This window comes from Haladaptatus marinus (genome assembly GCF_051194195.1).
Genome location: NZ_JBLZNK010000003.1, coordinates 1,415,192 through 1,432,212, shown reverse-complemented (window position 1 = coordinate 1,432,212; position 17,021 = coordinate 1,415,192). Strand labels below are relative to the sequence as shown.

Sequence of the window (17,021 nt, the reverse complement as noted above, 5' to 3'; positions counted from 1 at the left end):
CTCCGGGGTTTGTACCCCCATGCCTTATGGTTATATATGCCCGCGCCAGACCGTCGGGTCTTAAGACCCGGGGAGTTTCTGTCCGAGTATGGACATTCTCGGTGTGGACGTTTTCGAAGCCGTTGTCGTCGCGGTGTGGGCGATGTTGCCCGCGTACGTGCCGAACAACGTCGCGGTGGTCGCGGGCGGGGGTACACCCATCGATGGTGGGCGGACGTGGAACGGTAAACGAATCCTCGGAGATGGAAAAACGTGGCGTGGAACCATCGCAGGCGTCGCTGCGGGGGCACTGCTCGCGCTCGGACTGAACGCAATCAACGGGCCGAATGCCAGCATCTTCGGCGCTCGACTTCCCGACCCCTTCCCCGCCGCCGTCATGGTCGCGATGCCGCTCGGTGCGATGCTCGGCGATATGGCGGCGTCGTTCCTGAAGCGCCGGACGGGCCGACAGCGCGGCGCGGCGTTTCCCGGTGTTGACCAGTTGGATTTCGTCGTGATGGCGCTCCTGCTCACGTCGCTCGCCGCGCCGGGTTGGACGCTGGAGACGTTCAGTCTCCCGGTGCTCACCGTTGTCGTCATCGTCACACCGTTCTTGCATCTCGTGACGAACATGGCCGCCTACATGCTCGGGTTGAAGAACGAACCGTGGTAGCGACCGCGAAAAACTACTTTTAAACCCGTTCCCCGCCCGTTATCGCACATGGCGAATCAGGAACTCATCGAGGCCCTGCGCGCGGCGGAGGCCGTTCAATACGGCGAGTTCGAACTCTCACACGGCGGGACGAGCAACTACTACGTGGACAAATATCTGTTCGAGACCGACCCCCACTGTCTCGAACTCATCGCGGAGGCATTCGCCGAGCGACTGGGAGACACGAAACTCGCGGGCGTCGCTCTCGGTGCAGTTCCGCTTGTGGCGGTTACGAGTGTCGAGACGGGCAATCCCTACGTCATCGCACGCAAGCAGAAAAAGGAGTATGGTACCGCCAACCTCGTCGAAGGGCGACTGGAGGAGGGAGAAGAGGTCGTCGTCCTCGAAGACATCGTGACGACGGGCCAAAGCGCGGTGGATGCAGTGGAAGCCCTCCGAGACGCGGGTGCTGAAGTGAACAAAATCCTCGTCGTCGTGGACAGAGAAGAGGGTGGCCGCGAGAATCTGGCCGAGGCAGGTGTCGAGATGGAAGCGCTCCTTTCGGCCTCGGACTTGCTTGACGGTCAGGAAGAGTAGCGAGTCGAAAAAGCAGTTTGCCTAATTCTTGGATAGGCCAGCTAATTTTTCGGCGCGGGATGGCGCGCCATAGGGTGCGCCATAGGGTGCGCCCGCGCGAGGGATAAGTATCGCAGGGGAAGGCCGAGAAACACAATCGGTTGGGGAGGACGTGGTTCGCTGTGCGGTGGCGGTAATTTGGAGTCGGGAATTGCTGGCCACACCCAAAAGCCAGCGACGTGTGACGAGAAGGGACTGACACGAACCGCCGCACGAACCCGCACAAGACATAAATACCATCCCGAGATTAGTATTCGGATACGCAACACGATGTTGGGTGACTGCTTTACACGCCGGGTTCTCGCCCGCTAACATAGTCACCACCATCGTCGTTTTCCCGCCCGCTTCTGATACGCCCAGTCATATCGCTCCGGATTTCCGTTCAGGTTCGAGTGACGAGGGCAATCCGGGTGTCTGTTGCGCACTCGAAGACGAAGTGCGGTGGAACCGAATTCGGATGATTCACCAGTTACAACCATGAGCCACCAATCACATCCAGCAGTCGTCGTATCGCTTCCAGACGGGTCGAGTCGCGAGTTCGACCAGCCGATTTCGGTCGAAGCCGTCGCCTACGACATCGGACCGGGTCTCGGAAACGACTGTGTCGCCGGAATCGTGAACGGCGACCTCGTCGCACCAGAATATCGAATCGAATCGGACGCAAACCTTCGAATCGTCACGCCGGATTCGGACGAATACGTTCGTGTCTTGCGCCACTCCGCGGCGCACGTACTCGCGCAAGCAGTGCTTCGCCGCTACCCGGATGCGAAACTGGCTATCGGGCCGTCGACGGACGACGGCTTTTACTACGATTTCGACGCCGTCGAAATCGATAGCGACGACCTCGCCGAAATCGAGGCGGAGATGCGAGATATTGTGGCCGAGGATTACGACATCGTACGTGAGGCGATTTTACCCGAGGAGGCTCGCGAGCGACTCGCAGACCAGCCCTACAAACTCGAATTGCTGGCGGAAATCGAGGACGCAGGCGAACCGGTGACGTTCTATCACCAAGGGGAGTTCGAAGACCTGTGTGCTGGCCCGCACGTCGAGTCAACGGGCGAAATCGGTGCGCTCTCCCTGCTCGAAATCGCCGGGGCGTACTGGCGCGGCGACGAGGACGAGGCGATGCTCACGCGAATCTACGGTACGGCCTTCGACCGCGAGGCGGACTTGGAAGAATTTCTCGAACGCCGCGAGGAAGCCAAAGAGCGTGACCATCGCAAAATCGGCGCGGAGATGGAACTGTTCTCGGTGCCCGACCACTCGCCGGGGTGTGTGCATTTCCACCCGAACGGGATGGCGCTCCGGCGGGAGCTGGAGGAGTTCGTCCGGGAGAAAAATGCCGAACTGGGTTACGAAGAGGTGAAGACGCCGGATCTCAACCGCGCCGAACTGTGGAAAAAATCGGGGCACTACGAGCATTTCAATGAGGAAGGCGAGATGTTCGCGTGGGAGCAGGATGGTCACGAATACGGGCTCAAGCCGATGAACTGCGCGAATCACGCCTACATCTACGACTACGACCGGCGGTCGTATCGTGGCCTTCCACTGCGATTCTCCGAGTTCGGCACGTGCTATCGAAACGAACAGTCGGGAGAACTCTCCGGTATGTTGCGAGTACGCGGATTCACGCAGGATGACGGCCATGCCTTCGTCCGCCCTGACCAGATTCGTGCGGAAATAGCACGGACGCTCGCCGTCATCCGCGAGATGTACGCCGTCTTCGGACTGGACGTACTGCTGAAACTGGAGACGAAACCCGACGACGCAATCGGTGACGACGCGCTCTGGGAACGCGCACATGAGGCCCTTCGAAACGCGCTGGACGACGAAAAACTCGATTACGAAGTCGCAGCGGGAGAAGGCGCGTTTTATGGGCCGAAAATCGCAATCAACGCGAAGGACGCCATCGGACGCGAGTGGACGATTGGGACGGTGCAGTTGGATTTTGTCCAACCGGATCGAATCGGCATTAGTTACGTCGGCGAGGACAACGAGGAACACCGTCCCGTGATGATTCATCGCGCACTACTCGGGTCGCTGGAACGGTTTATGGGCGTGTGTATCGAGCATTTCGCGGGGGATTTTCCGCTCTGGCTTGCACCGGAACAGGTTCGCGTGCTCCCCATCACGGACGACGATGCGGAGTACGCCGCGGAAGTTGCCGACGAACTCGGCAACTTCCGGGTCGAAGTGGATAACCGCGATTGGACGCTTGGCAAGAAAATTCGTGCGGGGCACGATGACCACGTCCCATACATGGTTATCGTCGGCAGCGACGAAGCGGAATCGGGGACGATTTCCGTGCGCGACAGAAAGGAGCGCCAACGCGGCCACATCGAACTCGCGGCGTTCAGAGCACACCTCGAAAGGGAGTACGAAGAAAAACGTCGAAATCCGGATTTTCTCGGATGAAACGGCACGGTTGTGCCTAAACACCCGTCGTTCATCATCGAAGTGTTCAAGGTTGCACGATGGTGAGTATCGAAATATGAATCGAGCAGAGAAAGCGACTCTCCAACTACAGGCAGTCTCCGTTCTGCGAATGTTGAAAGAGACGCGAACCTACGACGAACTCGCCGAGGTGACCGACCTCCCGGCTGGTGATTTGAATCGCTACGTGAACGGCCACGTTCTTCCGAGTACCGACCGCGCGGAGGCGGTTGTCGAAGGAGTCGGTAGGGAAGAACTTGCGGACGAACTGCAAGCGCGCACCCGCCTCGACACCGAGGGCTACGTGGACAACTCCGACATCGTCTTCGACCAGTCGTTTCTGGGCCTCGTCGCACCGGTCGCCGCCGAAACGTTCGATTTCGACCATCCCGACGTGGTGCTGACCGCCGCGACAGATGGCATCACCCTCGCCGCCGCGATGGCGAGTTACTTCGGCGCACGCTGTGCCTACGCGAAGAAGTCGAAAGAGACTGCCGTCGAGGAGTTCATCGAGGCTCGCCAGCGACTCGCCTCCGGTATCGAACTTACCTACTATCTCCCCTCCTCCGCGATTAGGTCGGGCGAAACCGTGCTCGTCGTGGACGACCTCATCCGTTCCGGTGAAACTCAAGAACTACTGCTCGAAATCGCTCACGATGCGGACGCAGATGTTGGCGGCGTCTTCGCGCTTATCTCGGCAGGGGACGAAGGAATCGAGCGTGCGAAAGCGCGAACTGAGGCACCGGTCGGTGCGCTGGCGTCGTTCGAATAAAGACGGTTTGCTTCCGCATCCCGAGATTGTAGTCACATTCATGCGATAATAAGCATCTCATATCGAATGAGAGCAGCAATTTATACACAGTTACGTATAGCTGCTCAGATTGGATGGGAACTGTTAAGTAGGTTTTCACGGTTATGCTCACTCGTTCACTATGGGGACGAGCGAAACCACCGACACTCAGGAAAAATCGGGTCTGTTCGGCTCTCTCGCCGAATACTTCGGCTTCGAGGAGCACAACACGGACTTGCGGACGGAGGTAATCGCAGGGCTGACGACGTTCCTGACGATGAGTTACATCGTCGTTGTCAACCCGGCCATCCTCGCCGACAACCCGGAAATCCCGATTCAGGACGGTATCCAAATCGCGGGGTACTCCTACGGCGCGACGATGTCGATGCTCGCGGTCGTGACCATCATCGCGGCGGCCGTCGCGACGCTGACGATGGCGCTCTACGCAAATCGACCGTTCGCACAGGCACCCGGTCTCGGCTTGAACGCCTTTTTCGCGTTCACGGTCGTCGGCGCCCTCGGGATTTCGTGGCAAACCGCACTGGCCGCAGTGTTCGTGGAAGGACTCATTTTTATCGCGTTGACCGCCGTCGGTGCGCGGAAATACGTCATTCGACTGTTCCCCGAACCCGTGAAGTTCGCGGTCGGAACCGGTATCGGACTGTTCCTCGCCATCATTGGCTTGCAAGCGATGAACGTCGTCGTCCCCGACCAAGCGACCTACGTCACCCTCGGTCCGGTCGCTTCCGACCCCGTTGCAGTCCTCTCGGTCTTCGGTCTCTTCCTTACGTTCGCGCTCTACGCCCGCGGTATTCCGGGTTCCATCATCATCGGCATCGCACTGACCACCATCGTTGGTTACGCCGCCGAATGGTTCGGCCTCGTCGCGCCTAACACCCTCACGCCGCAGATGGTGAGCGCAACCTACGACATCACTCCCGTCGCGGGAGCCTTCCTTACCGGACTTGGTAATGTCGAAGCGTTCTCCTTCGCACTCGTCGTGTTCACCTTCTTCTTCGTGGACTTCTTCGACACCGCCGGAACGCTCGTCGGCGTCGGACAGGTCGGTGGCTTCCTCAATGACGAAGGTAACCTTCCTGACATCGACAAACCGCTCATGGCCGACGCTGTCGGAACGACCGTCGGCGGAATGCTCGGCACTTCGACCGTCACGACCTACATCGAATCGGCTTCCGGTGTGAAAGAAGGAGGTCGAACCGGAATGACGGCGCTCGTCGTCGGACTCCTCTTCCTGGTGTCATTGGCGTTCGTCCCCGTGGCTGCGGCGATTCCACAGTACGCATCCCACATCGCACTGGTCGTCATCGGCGTCGTGATGCTCGGCAACGTTGTCGACATCGCCTGGGACGACATCACCAACACCGTCCCGGCGGGCATGACCATCCTCATCATGCCGTTCACGTTCTCCATCGCCTACGGCATCGCCGCGGGCATCGTCTCCTATCCCATCGTCAAACTCGCGGCTGGCGAACTGGAGGATACTCGCCCCGGCCACTGGGCGCTCGCAGTCGCCTTCGTCCTCTACTTCTTCGTTCGGACGAGCGGCCTGCTTCAAGGCAACGTCTAATCGGTGCCGGCGGTTCGTCGGTTATCTGGTCGATGGATGTGACTTCGATTTCCGGTTTTTCATTGTACAGTTTCAGTTCACCCCGGACGAAGGCGTAGCTTCGATGTGGCTTCGTCACCGTCGCTCCATCGTCTTCGGCGACGTACCGCGTATCGAGAAGCGATAAGAGTCGCTGACCTGCGGCCGTCGTTCGCAAATCCGGTAAATTTGCTCACCACCGAAAGACAAACCGCCTCTTTCGTCACTCGAAAACCCGGCGGGTTTTCTCGTTAACACCACACTCTTATTTCGGACACCCCTACGTACGTGCATGTCGAACCTCGAACTGTACGAACTCAAAGGCTGCCCGTTCTGCGCAAAGGTGACGAGCAAATTGGACGAACTCGGACTCGACTACGAATCCCATTTCGTCCCCCGGGCACACTCGGACCGAACCGAAGTGAAAGAAATCAGTGGACAGACTGGTGTTCCGGTATTGGTCGATACGGAACATGGCGTCGAAGGAATGCCCGAAAGCGACGACATCGTGGAGTACCTCGAAGAGACCTACGGCGCTTAAAAACGCATCATATAATAATTCTTGTATATAATTGAGATAACCCCATCCGACTAGTTACGACGAAAGGTCGGACTCAGTGACGAACTAGCACGCGAGTATCGAGCGATGATCGACACGAGCCACATACTGTAACCTGGTGCCATCATCCCCCACTTCGGGGACATCATTTTTGCAGGGATTGGCCACCTGATTTACTTGACAACAGTACGTTGAGCGCACTATGACGACGAGACGAGCGCTACTGGGCACGGGTGGCCTGCTTATCGCCGGATTCGCGGGTTGTACGGCACCGGGAGAGGGGGGTGGCGGCGACGGCGGTGAAAACGGTGGAGGCGAAGGCGAGGAAGGCGGCGAAGGTGGTGGTGAAATGGGAGGCGACGGCGGCGAAAACGGTGAAAACGGAGAGATGGGTGGTGAGGGTGGAGAAGACGGCGAAGGGTGAAAACTACGCTTCTGCTCGTTCTCGAATCAGTTTGCGGAGTTCGTCTGCGTCATCGATTCCTTCGACTTCCTCGCGCTCGACCAGCGCAGTGCCTTCGACGGTTTCACGTCGGGCTTCATCGACGAAGTAGACCGACCGAGTGCGTGCGACGCGGCTAATCGAACTCATGATTCGAGCGCGTTTTTCGGCAGTTCGAGTGAACGCCGAGTGGCTCGTTAGGACGCGGTCTTCGTAATCGTCCTCACTCACCGTTTTGAACGGGGCACGAGTCGTCGGATGTACCGTAAACCCAACGCGAGTCAACGTAGTGAACATGTGCTCGTCCTCCGGTTCGGGTTCCGATCCGTCCAGTTCGTCCTCCTCGGTGAGTTCGTCCGCACCATCGAACACCTCAACCGGACTAGTCAGTCCACCGTCAAATAGCTCTTCAAGTTCGATCGCCACTTCGACGCTGGCGTTCATTCCGTCTTCGTACTTCGAGACGGTGCGGCGGGAGACGCCGAGTTCGGAGGCGAGTTGGCCAAGGCTCCAGCCACGACCTTTACGCTCGTCCTGCAACACGTCGCCGTCGATGTTGACGTACAGGCCGCCGGGCGCGGCGTAGACGAGCGGAGGCACTCCCTCGACGAAGAGGTCGAGCGCCGTATCCGGGTTGAACACCGGAACGCCGTGTCGGAAGTACACCACGCCGGGTTCGAGGTCTTGGTTTCTCGTCCGCAGACCAATGACCAGCGGCGTCGCATCGAGAAACGTACCGAGTCGTCGCATCTCCATGCCAGTCTCGGCGTCGAAGGCGTCGATGTTGCCGAGAATTTTCAACAGCAGCAGGTCTGGTCCGCGTCTCGCTGCCACGTCGAAACTCTTTGGTCGGATGGCACACCGGTCACTGACCACGAACCCCGCATCTTCCAGCATCGCGGTCACGTTGCCGACCAGTGCAGACCGGGACATGGTGTCAGGTAAGTGATTCCGATATAAATACGTTTTGCCTGGATACGGTACCGCAGTCTTGCGATTTTGTCCAATACCGACGGTAGATTCATATACTACGAGGGGGCTTCGAAAGCCGTTAGTTCGCCACGCGACAACGGTTTCGTGTGACGGTTATCGGGCTGGACGACACCGACTCCCGAAAGCGCGGAATGTGTACGACCTATCTCGCCACGCGCGTCGCGGATGCAGTTCGAGATGCGGAGGGAAACGTAGAGCGACTGCTCCTGATTCGACTCAATCCCGCAGTAAAGCACAAGACGCGAGGCAACGCCGCACTCGCGATTCACACCGACCTCGACCCACAATTGGCCTTCGAACTCGCGCGAAACGAACTGGAAACCGCGGCAGAGACCGACGACCCCAACACGAATCCCGGTCTTGTGGTCGCGCCACACACACCTGAGAATACTCCGGACGAAATCACGGAGTTCGCCCGTTTCGCAGTTCGAAGTCTCCTTTCCCGTGAGGAGGCCGAACGACGAATCGAATCGGCGGGGTACCACTCTGCGGGATGGAAAAACGGACGCGGAAAAATCGGCGCGCTTGCCGCAATCGGAAGTTGGAACGCGTTTTCGGAGTGGACCTGCGAACACATCTCCTACCGCAAATCGGAGCGATGGGGAACGCCCCGCGACGTGGATTTCGATTCGATATTCGAGGCCGCGGACGAACAGTATCCGGCAGTCTGGGACACCGTAGACCGCGGAACCGGCGACGCAGTCTGTATCCCGCATACGCCCTGCCCCATCCTCTATGGGATTCGCGGCGACGACCCTGACGCAGTCCAGCGAGTCGCCGACGAAATCGAGAGCGAACCAGTCGTCCGAACCGCGCTGTTCGTAACCAATCAGGGCACCGACGCCCACCTTCGTGATGCCGACCTCGGGAGTGTCGAAGAGAATCGAGCTTACAGAATCAGCGGAACGGTCGCATCGGAACCGGAAACACGACGCGGCGGGCACGTCTTTTTGACGCTCGCGGATAGGTCAACCCAACTTCGCTGTGCCGCATTCGAACCGACGAAACGGTTCCGCGACCACGTCAGAAATCTCCGTCCCGGCGACGAAATCACGGCGTGCGGAGAGGTTTCCCGCGGAACTATGAAGCTCGAAAAGTTCACGGTTCGACGACTCGACACCACGGAACTCGTCACGCCCAACTGCCCGAACTGTGGTCGGTCGATGAAAAGCGCGGGCGCAAACCAAGGCTATCGCTGTCGGGACTGTAAAACACGTACAGATGGAAAGGTCGAACGAGAAATCGAACGGGAGTTGGAACTTGGGTGGTACGAAGTCCCGCCGGAAGCGCGACGACACATCGCCAAACCGCTCGTTCGCGGCGGATTCGATGGGCCAACACATCCGGAACGGTAGTCAAAATACATCTCAAAAACGGCGGCAGAAAGTGGGAAATTAGTGCCTATCAAATCCCTTCGCTCTCGATTCGTGTCCGTTCAGGCAGTCCACGTTCCGTCGCCGTACATGTGATATTTGTACGTGTCGTCGCCGTACCAGTGGTGGTCACGGAAGGACCAGTCGGTTTCGTAGGAGTAGTTCGCCGTGTTCGTCCCGTCTGCGGGGTCAACTCGGTAACCTGGATAGGCGTTGAACGTAGTTTCCGAGACGTTTTCGCCGAATTTCAGGTCATATTTGTGCGTGGCTTTCTCCCCGACGAGGTCGATAGTCTCCTCGATGTTCGTGTGCGAATGGGTGGTTGACCATCCCCAACCGAGGTTGCCGCCGACTTCCGGGCCGCTGGACGAGACGCCGACGCTGAACGAACTCGTGCTCGAACCGCTCGTCGAGGGAGGGCCGTGTTTTGCGAGTTCGTCCTCGAAATCGACGGTTCGCAGGACGCAGTCGTTCATCCAATCCGAACGCTCGAGCGCCTTGCCGGGCGTCATGCTTAGCTTGGTCTTCCACGAAAAGTAGTCGTAGTTCGGGTCGGTTTCGTTGGTGGCTTTCGCGCCCCAGGCGAACTTCTCGATTTGACCGTGTTCTGCCAAACCTTTCTCCTCGTGGCTGCGACCGAGGCAGTTCCAGCCATCCTCCGAATCGGGACAGGTGTACGCCATCGTACCGACATCGCTTCCCCTGCGTCGTTCGTTCCAACGTCGCTCGTCGTCAAGCTGCTCGCAGTCGCACCGTTAAGTTCGAACGTTCGGTCGATTCGGGAGAGCGCGTGCTCTGGTGATGGGGTGTCGGTGCGATACTGGTGGGTGTCGATAGTGGAGCCACGTGGCCACGCGACCGCGACCGAGGCCTGACTGTGCTGGTCGTACTCGATGCCGAAACTCGCCGAGAGGTCAGTAGGTTTTTCGAGCGACCATGCTCGTGCCGTATCCGCAACCGCCGACGGTCGAACGTCGTACAGCAAGGAGGCGAGCGCGTCGTCAGCGCCGTCACCGACGAACGTAATCGGCGCGCCACGCTTCGCCGAGCTCACCAGTCGGCCACGCGGAACGGTAGTGTCCGCAGAAACGAGCAGCACGTCAGTAGCGACGAGTCGGCCCGTTGTTTCGACAGTAGCAGGTAACTCGAGGTCGAGATTCGATTCGAGGAAAACCCGTTTTCCAGCGAGACTCCGTCCACGCCCGGATGGGCTGGCGCTGGCCGGAACAGCGAGGGCAGTCGTCCCCGCCGCGAATCCTTTCAGAACAGTTCTTCGTGTCGGTGTATTATTATCTCCACACATAAATTGTAACAAATTAACCTTCTATAAGATAAATTTTTCACAGAGGTGTTAGTAGTGAAATTATCCATGAAGAGAGTTCGAGAAGGGAAGTCGAACGAAAAGCTACGACGATTTGAGACCGCTTCCCGTGAGTGGAACGACGACATCCGCATCGTCCGCGATGAGCCCTCGTTCGCGGTACGCCGACAATCCCGCGACAGCAACCGCGCTCGTCGGTTCGACGTAGAATCCCGTCCGGTGAAGCCCGTCGAGCGCGTCCTGTGTCGCCGTCGCGTCGAGCGCAATCGCGTCGCCATCTGTCGTTTCGATCGCATCCAATATCTGGTCACGACGGACAGGGTGCGTGATTTGAATGCCATCGGCCACGTCGTTTCGTCCGTCCCCGCCCCCGTGCAGTTCGTCCGCAATCGGTGCGACACCTTCGGCTTGTACGCCGAGCAGGCGAGGCATCTCGTCCGTCCATCCCGCATCGAGCAAGGCCTGGAATCCGCGATACATGCCGAGGAAGAGCGTTCCGTGACCCAGCGGGGAGACGACGGCATCCGGCACCGACCAGTCACGCTGCGCGGCCAGTTCCAGCGCGAACGTCATCGTTCCAGCGAAGAATGCCGGATTCCACGCGTGACTTGCGTACCAGCCATCGCCCGACTCGACTGCGTCGATACAAGCGTCGGTTACGTCCTGTCTGCTCCCATCGACACGAACCGGGGTCGCACCGGCGCGCTCGATGGCCTTCAGTTTCGAAGCTTTCACACCCGCCGGGACGTAGATTTCGGCGTCGATACCGGCCCGTGCCGCGTACTGGGCGATTGCCGCCCCCGCGTTTCCAGAGGAATCTTCGAGAACCGTTTCGACCCCGAGTTCGGCAGCGCGAGAGAGGGTCGTAGTCGCGCCACGGTCTTTGAAACTCCCCGAGGGGAAAACGCAGTCGAGTTTGAACTGGGCGTTCCACTGCTCGGAATCGGTAAGAGGTGTGAACCCTTCACCGAGCGAGACGACTCGGCGAACGGGCAGGAATTCCTCGAACGCCCACAATCCGTCACGGGTGTCGATTTCGGCGAATTCGGGCGGGTCGTCGGCGCGAGGAAGCGGTTGGTCGGCGAAATCCAGCGGATGGCCACAGTCACAGCGCCACGGCTCGTCCGGCCCGGCAGCGTACTCACGGTTACACGCGGAGCAGATGAGGTCCGTGTGCATCAGTATTGGTCGATGTCGATTCCAACCGAGCAGACGTACTCTCCCGTGGCGACCTGTGGCAGTCTCCGCGTGCGCCAGAAGATACCGGAGCGGTCGGCAGTTACCTCGGCTTTCAGCGTGCCGAACACGTCGGTCACCTCGAACAACGTCTCACCCGAGGACACCGTTTCACCGAGATCTTTTTTGAGTGTCACGATACCGCCGTTCGGTGCGCCGTAGCGGTCGAATCCGGACGCTCTGGTTTGCGGTTCGGGTTCCACGTCACCGTCGAGAAATCCGTAGTAGCGGAGGACGTTGAACACGCCATCGACGCCGTATTGAATGCTTTCTTCGTCCCAGCCAACACAGCCGCCGAGTTCCGGGTCGATAGTGGGGATACCCTCGTCCGGTGCGGCGCGGGCGAGCTGTCCGTCCGGCCCTTTCTGGTCGAGAATGTGGCCGCAGTCGAACACCTTGGCGAGTTCCAAACACTCGTCGTGAAGACGGTGGCGTTTGCCACAGCGAACGCGAACCTCGTTTATCATTCGACTCGTAGACCCTTGGTGGAGGTCGATAACGAGGTCGGCCCGCGACGCCGCCTCGAACGTTGCCGCAGCGGTCCGCTCGCTCGACGTTCCCGATTCGTTGCCGGGGTACGCGCGATTCATCTTCGTATCGTCTATCGGATTGCGATGCTGCGCGACTTGGAAGGCGTGATAGTTGACGAGACCGACGATCAGAATCGTTCCAGAAATTTCCTCCGGCGCGAGCTGTGGGACGACCCGTTTGATGACGCCGAGTCCATTGAGTTCGTCACCGTCGCTGACGGCCTGCATGTACAGCGTCTTTCCCTCGTTTGCTCCGTTTATTACGGCAACGGGGAGACCGAATTGGCTCCCATCGCGAGTCTCTCCGACCGCGAGTCGGCCCGTATCTATTTCTCCAGGGGCCGCGCTCGCCGTTCCGAGCGTTGTCATTACAGTTACACCGTTGCTGAACGCCCTTAGCAGTTCGGTATTACCGTTGCCACGTTCGCTGAAATAATGAGCAGTCGGGGAATCACTCGCTCGCGACAACTGTGGCCAGCATCGCCGGAACCGCCTACTTCCTCCGCTTCGGACAGGAGTTCGATTCCAACGTCTGAGGTGGTTTTTTGCGTTCGATCGCCGTATCCCGACCGTGAACCGAAAAACCATCTCCAGCGGAACCGAGTGGGAAGACCGCGTCGGTTACTCGCGTGCAGTTCGCGTCGGAAACGACGTTCGGGTATCCGGAACGACGGCCACCGATGAAAATGGGGATATCGTCGGAGAGGGAGACCCCTATGCGCAAACAAAGCAGACGCTCGAAAACATCGAGACGGCGCTCGAATCAGCGGACGCAACCCTGGAAGACGTGGTTCGGACGCGAATCTACGTGACCGATATCGAAGATTGGGAGGCAATCGGGGGAGTCCACGCCGAGTTCTTCGGCGATATTCGCCCGGCGACGAGCATGGTCGAAGTGCGTAATCTGGTCGCACCGGAGATGATCGTGGAAATCGAAGCCGACGCGATTGTCGAACGCTGACGACGGAGAGGGCCGACGACACCGTCCCCAACTGACCGACGAACCTTTTATCCGAGCGTTCCAACCCCCGAACGTGCAAGATGAGATTCCCGAGCGCCCGGCGACTGCCAACCTCATCGAGGCGTTGAACGTTCGCCGAAACGCGATGATCGGTTTCGCGATAAGCTTCGTCTTCACCGTGCTCGTGTACGTCTATCGCGTCGTCCTCATCGGTGAAGTGCCGGGACAGGCCGGGACACCGGTTGCCTTTCTCGCCCTCGGGTTTGTGTTAGCCCTCACACTCGGCGCGCTTTTTACGACCCTTTTGACGCTCGTCTCGGCGCGGCAACTCGCACGCGACCTCGACTAACTCGGTGACACCGATTACGTCGGTTCGTCCCCGGCCAGTTCTTCGAGACGTTCCGCACCTGACCGGGTTCCTTTCGCCAACAGCACATCGCCAGCATGGATGTCGGTGTTCGGGCCGGGTGAGATGACCCAGTCGTCCGGCGGCCTGCGAACCGCGATGACTCGCATTCCGGTTTCGGTTTCGACCTGTTCCTCGCCGAGCGTCGTGCCGTCGAAGGCGCTCCCGCCCGTGACGGTTACCCTGGCGATAATCTCGTCGCTTTCCTGTACCGCATACTCGACGACAGGGTGAGTTCCGAGTCCGCGAAGTACGCCCTCGCTGATTTCGACCGCGGCATCGCTGATGACTTCCGTGCTGTTCGCGAGGTGGACGAGGCCGCGAAGGGAAACCGGGTCGTCCGCGCGGCTTGCGGCCTGTAACACCCACGCCTCGAATCGCGATTGGAGAGCATCCACTTCGGCTTCGAGTTCCACGACTTCCTCCGCCACGTCCGTACTGTCGAAGAGAACGCTTCCGTACGCGAGATCGACCGCGAGTTCGCTCATGTTTTTCATGAGCACGATGGAGTCAACCGCCCGTTCAAGGTCGGTGTCGTCGGCTTCCGGCGGTTTCGGTGGTTCGTACTGCCCGCCGGTGGCCTGCTCGTACACCGAACCGATTCCCTCGTCGGGGCCGCGCAGAAGGAGACGGTCATCCACGCGAAGGTCGGTGTCCTTGTCGGGGTTCAGAATCCAATCGCCGCCGCGATGGATGGCAATGACTCGGACGCCGGTTTCGGTTTCGAGGTTCAACGCGCCGAGCGTCTGCCCCGTGAGTGGTGACGTGTCTGCAATCGAAACGCGGACGAGCGTTTCGATTGCTTCCGGAAGCGCCGCGCGCATGGTCTGTGGCAGGCCGATATCCTCCAGAACGACCTTGGCGATGTCGCCCGCGGCGTCGCTGATTTTCTCCGCGGCCCCGACGACGCCCAGAACTGGCGCGAGTTCTTCGGCGTCCTCCGGGCTTCTGGCGGCCATGAGCAGACTCATTCGGGCTTGCAGTTCGAGTACGTCCATCTTCCCTTCGAGCGCGAGCACCTCGGACGCGATGTCGTCGCTTCCGTGGAAGACGGCGGAAAAAGAGAGGTCGATGAGCAGTTCGGCGGTGTCTTTCATTTCCGCTAAAACCTCCTTCACGCTCCGGGGTTCGTACTCCACCTCGCCGCTCGCGGGTTCCATGGTTCGAGGTTGGTCGTTCTCCCGTAAAAACGTTCGTAGAAAACGATATTCGGGGCGAGGGAGGATGGTTCCGCTTTCCCGTTTTTCTGCGACGATAGCCAAATCGAAGTTCGGTTGCAGGTATTTTTTGTTCAGAAAGTATTCATATGACGGATAGTACGGTCGTCTACACGCTTACAGCGACAGCTGTGAAACGGAAATTATAGCCTTTGAAACAGTAGCTGAGAGCACACATTGGCAGAACCACAGGGTTCGATAGAATCGCACCAAAAACAAGTCCCGGCAGAACGACCACGAAAGATAATCCTTTTGCGGGTACCCCGTGAATTGTCGTGGTATGGCAGACGAGGTCAAAAAAGGCTTAGAGGGCGTCGTAGTCGCCGAATCAGCACTCAGCCACATCGATGGAGACGCGGGTAAACTCGTTTATCGAGGATATACGATAGAAGACCTCGCGCGCGATGCGAGTTACGAAGAAGTGCTCTATCTCCTCTGGCACGGCGAACTGCCGACTCGTGACGAACTAAACTCCTTTAGCGAGTCGATGGCCGACGAACGCGCAGTAGACGGCGGCGTTATGGAAATCGTGCGCGAACTCGCCGAATCTGATTCGAACCCGATGGCCGCACTCCGAACCGCCGTCTCGATGCTTGCCACGTACGACCCGGACGATTCCGACTCCGACCCCGCAGACCGCGAGGCAAACCTCCGAAAGGGCCGACGAATCACGGCGAAAATGCCGACAATCCTCGCGGCGTTCACACGCATCCGGAACGGGGACGACCCGGTCGAACCCCGCACCGACCTCGGACACGCCGAGAACTTCCTCTACATGCTCAACGACGAGGAACCCGACGACGTACTTGCCGACGTGTTCGACCAAGCGCTCGTCCTGCATGCAGACCACGGCCTGAACGCCTCGACGTTCTCCGCGATGGTCACTGCGAGCACGCTCGCCGACCTCCACAGCGCGATGACGAGCGCAATCGGAACGCTGTCCGGTTCGCTCCACGGCGGCGCGAACGCCAACGTCATGCGGATGCTGAAGGAAGTGGACGACGCGAACCAAGACCCAGTCGAATGGGTGCAGGATGCACTCAACGAAGGACGCCGCGTCGCCGGGTTCGGTCACCGCGTCTACAACGTGAAAGACCCGCGCGCAAAGATTCTCGGCGAGCAGAGCGAGGAACTCGGTGAGGCCGCAGGCGACACCAAGTGGTACAAGATGTCCGTCGCCATCGAGGACTACATCAACGAGGAGAAGGGCCTGGCACCGAACGTGGATTTCTACTCTGCCTCGACGTACTATCAGATGGGCATACCGATCGACATCTACACGCCCATCTTCGCCGTCTCGCGCGTCGGTGGCTGGATTGCGCACGTGCTGGAGCAGTACGACGACAACCGTTTGATCCGCCCCCGTGCAAAATACATCGGCGATGAAGACGCGGAGTTCGTACCGCTCGACGAACGATAATCGAGGTCATTCGGCGACTGTTTTCACGTTCCTGGCGTTTCCGTTTCGAGATAGGTGACCTCGACCAGCAGATCCAAGCAGTCGGCGTCGTCGAACTGGAACCGCCACGAGAGGTCGAAGTGCAGCTGACCACCCTGTGCCTTCAGCAGCAGTTCTCGGAGCATCGGCTCGAATTCGGAATTCAGTGGTTTGTCCGCCCAATCCGATTTGGAAGGCGAGGAGACCGATTTCGAGCCAGCAGGGAGTACTTGCGTTACTTCGACCATCAGGTCACGATGGTCGTCATCCGGATAGCGAAACGTCCACGACCGGTCGAGCGCGTCCGTGGAGTAGTAATGAAGTCTGAGAAGTGACTTCAACGTCGTGCGGAACGCCTCCGGAGAGGCGATCGACGAGGGAAGGCAACGAGGATTGCTCATACCGATGCCTCTTCCACCAACCGCATAAGCGAGGACGACGCTCCC

18 protein-coding genes are annotated in these 17,021 nt (G+C 59.2%); 11 read left to right on the top strand and 7 right to left on the bottom strand.

Annotated features, from left to right (window positions below):
- The first annotated feature begins 88 nt into the window (after nucleotides 1–88).
- The 7 genes from ACN2TU_RS13640 (at nucleotide 89) to ACN2TU_RS13610 (ending at nucleotide 7,082) form a co-directional block, all read left to right on the top strand.
- The gene (locus ACN2TU_RS13640; RefSeq protein ID WP_435156016.1) at nucleotides 89–652 is read left to right on the top strand and encodes a CDP-2,3-bis-(O-geranylgeranyl)-sn-glycerol synthase; all 564 of its coding nucleotides are present in this window, start codon (nucleotides 89–91) and stop codon (nucleotides 650–652) included.
- Nucleotides 653–700: 48 nt separating this feature from the next.
- Complete coding sequence (gene pyrE, locus ACN2TU_RS13635) at nucleotides 701–1,228, top strand: orotate phosphoribosyltransferase (RefSeq protein WP_435156015.1); 528 nt, start codon at nucleotides 701–703, stop codon at nucleotides 1,226–1,228.
- A 516-nt stretch (nucleotides 1,229–1,744) separates the two neighbouring features.
- Nucleotides 1,745–3,685 carry a threonine--tRNA ligase gene (thrS, locus tag ACN2TU_RS13630; RefSeq protein WP_435156014.1) on the top strand — a complete coding sequence of 647 codons (1,941 nt, stop codon included), beginning with the start codon at nucleotides 1,745–1,747 and terminating at the stop codon, nucleotides 3,683–3,685.
- A 76-nt stretch (nucleotides 3,686–3,761) separates the two neighbouring features.
- Nucleotides 3,762–4,475 (top strand): phosphoribosyltransferase family protein, encoded by a 714-nt coding sequence (locus tag ACN2TU_RS13625; protein WP_435156013.1) that lies wholly within the window; start codon nucleotides 3,762–3,764, stop codon nucleotides 4,473–4,475.
- A gap of 160 nt (nucleotides 4,476–4,635) precedes the next feature.
- Nucleotides 4,636–6,081, top strand: coding sequence for an NCS2 family permease (locus ACN2TU_RS13620; protein ID WP_435156012.1), 1,446 nt, complete (start codon nucleotides 4,636–4,638; stop codon nucleotides 6,079–6,081).
- A gap of 310 nt (nucleotides 6,082–6,391) precedes the next feature.
- Nucleotides 6,392–6,640 carry a glutathione S-transferase N-terminal domain-containing protein gene (locus ACN2TU_RS13615; protein WP_435156010.1) on the top strand — a complete coding sequence of 83 codons (249 nt, stop codon included), beginning with the start codon at nucleotides 6,392–6,394 and terminating at the stop codon, nucleotides 6,638–6,640.
- Nucleotides 6,641–6,860: 220 nt separating this feature from the next.
- The gene (locus ACN2TU_RS13610; protein WP_435156009.1) at nucleotides 6,861–7,082 is read left to right on the top strand and encodes a hypothetical protein; all 222 of its coding nucleotides are present in this window, start codon (nucleotides 6,861–6,863) and stop codon (nucleotides 7,080–7,082) included.
- A gap of 3 nt (nucleotides 7,083–7,085) precedes the next feature.
- Here the strand turns inward: ACN2TU_RS13610 and ACN2TU_RS13605 are convergent, their stop codons facing one another.
- A complete protein-coding gene (locus ACN2TU_RS13605; protein ID WP_435156008.1) occupies nucleotides 7,086–8,033 on the bottom strand; it encodes a transcriptional regulator in 948 nt (315 codons plus the stop codon).
- Nucleotides 8,034–8,179: 146 nt separating this feature from the next.
- Here ACN2TU_RS13605 and ACN2TU_RS13600 point away from each other — a divergent pair, with 146 nt between their 5' ends.
- Complete coding sequence (locus tag ACN2TU_RS13600) at nucleotides 8,180–9,448, top strand: TiaS agmantine-binding domain-containing protein (RefSeq protein ID WP_435156006.1); 1,269 nt, start codon at nucleotides 8,180–8,182, stop codon at nucleotides 9,446–9,448.
- A gap of 80 nt (nucleotides 9,449–9,528) precedes the next feature.
- Here ACN2TU_RS13600 and ACN2TU_RS13595 read toward each other — a convergent pair whose 3' ends face one another.
- The 4 genes from ACN2TU_RS13595 to ACN2TU_RS13580 all read right to left on the bottom strand — a co-directional run bounded on the left by ACN2TU_RS13595 (nucleotide 9,529) and on the right by ACN2TU_RS13580 (nucleotide 12,922).
- On the bottom strand, nucleotides 9,529–9,978 hold the full coding sequence (locus ACN2TU_RS13595) for a hypothetical protein (protein WP_435156005.1): 450 nt from the start codon (nucleotides 9,976–9,978) through the stop codon (nucleotides 9,529–9,531).
- A 2-nt stretch (nucleotides 9,979–9,980) separates the two neighbouring features.
- Nucleotides 9,981–10,769, bottom strand: a complete 789-nt coding sequence (locus ACN2TU_RS13590; RefSeq protein ID WP_435156004.1) for a hypothetical protein — start codon at nucleotides 10,767–10,769, stop codon at nucleotides 9,981–9,983.
- Nucleotides 10,770–10,871: 102 nt separating this feature from the next.
- Nucleotides 10,872–11,966, bottom strand: coding sequence for a pyridoxal-phosphate dependent enzyme (locus ACN2TU_RS13585; protein ID WP_435156003.1), 1,095 nt, complete (start codon nucleotides 11,964–11,966; stop codon nucleotides 10,872–10,874).
- The gene (locus tag ACN2TU_RS13580; protein WP_435156001.1) at nucleotides 11,966–12,922 is read right to left on the bottom strand and encodes a succinylglutamate desuccinylase/aspartoacylase family protein; all 957 of its coding nucleotides are present in this window, start codon (nucleotides 12,920–12,922) and stop codon (nucleotides 11,966–11,968) included. The genes ACN2TU_RS13585 and ACN2TU_RS13580 overlap by 1 nt, the downstream gene beginning before the upstream one ends.
- A gap of 202 nt (nucleotides 12,923–13,124) precedes the next feature.
- Between ACN2TU_RS13580 and ACN2TU_RS13575 the strand changes: the two genes are divergently transcribed.
- Complete coding sequence (locus ACN2TU_RS13575) at nucleotides 13,125–13,514, top strand: RidA family protein (protein WP_435155999.1); 390 nt, start codon at nucleotides 13,125–13,127, stop codon at nucleotides 13,512–13,514.
- A gap of 73 nt (nucleotides 13,515–13,587) precedes the next feature.
- Nucleotides 13,588–13,863, top strand: coding sequence for a DUF7536 family protein (locus ACN2TU_RS13570; RefSeq protein ID WP_435155997.1), 276 nt, complete (start codon nucleotides 13,588–13,590; stop codon nucleotides 13,861–13,863).
- 14 nt (nucleotides 13,864–13,877) lie between these two features.
- Here ACN2TU_RS13570 and ACN2TU_RS13565 read toward each other — a convergent pair whose 3' ends face one another.
- Entirely contained in the window at nucleotides 13,878–15,080 is a 1,203-nt protein-coding gene (locus ACN2TU_RS13565) for a potassium channel family protein (RefSeq protein ID WP_435155995.1), read from the bottom strand.
- 337 nt (nucleotides 15,081–15,417) lie between these two features.
- Between ACN2TU_RS13565 and citZ the strand changes: the two genes are divergently transcribed.
- A complete protein-coding gene (citZ, locus tag ACN2TU_RS13560) occupies nucleotides 15,418–16,557 on the top strand; it encodes a citrate synthase (RefSeq protein WP_435155993.1) in 1,140 nt (379 codons plus the stop codon).
- Nucleotides 16,558–16,580: 23 nt separating this feature from the next.
- On the opposite strand, the gene ACN2TU_RS13555 is transcribed toward citZ, so the two are convergent.
- Nucleotides 16,581–16,976, bottom strand: coding sequence for a hypothetical protein (locus tag ACN2TU_RS13555; protein WP_435155991.1), 396 nt, complete (start codon nucleotides 16,974–16,976; stop codon nucleotides 16,581–16,583).
- Nucleotides 16,977–17,021: the final 45 nt, after the last annotated feature.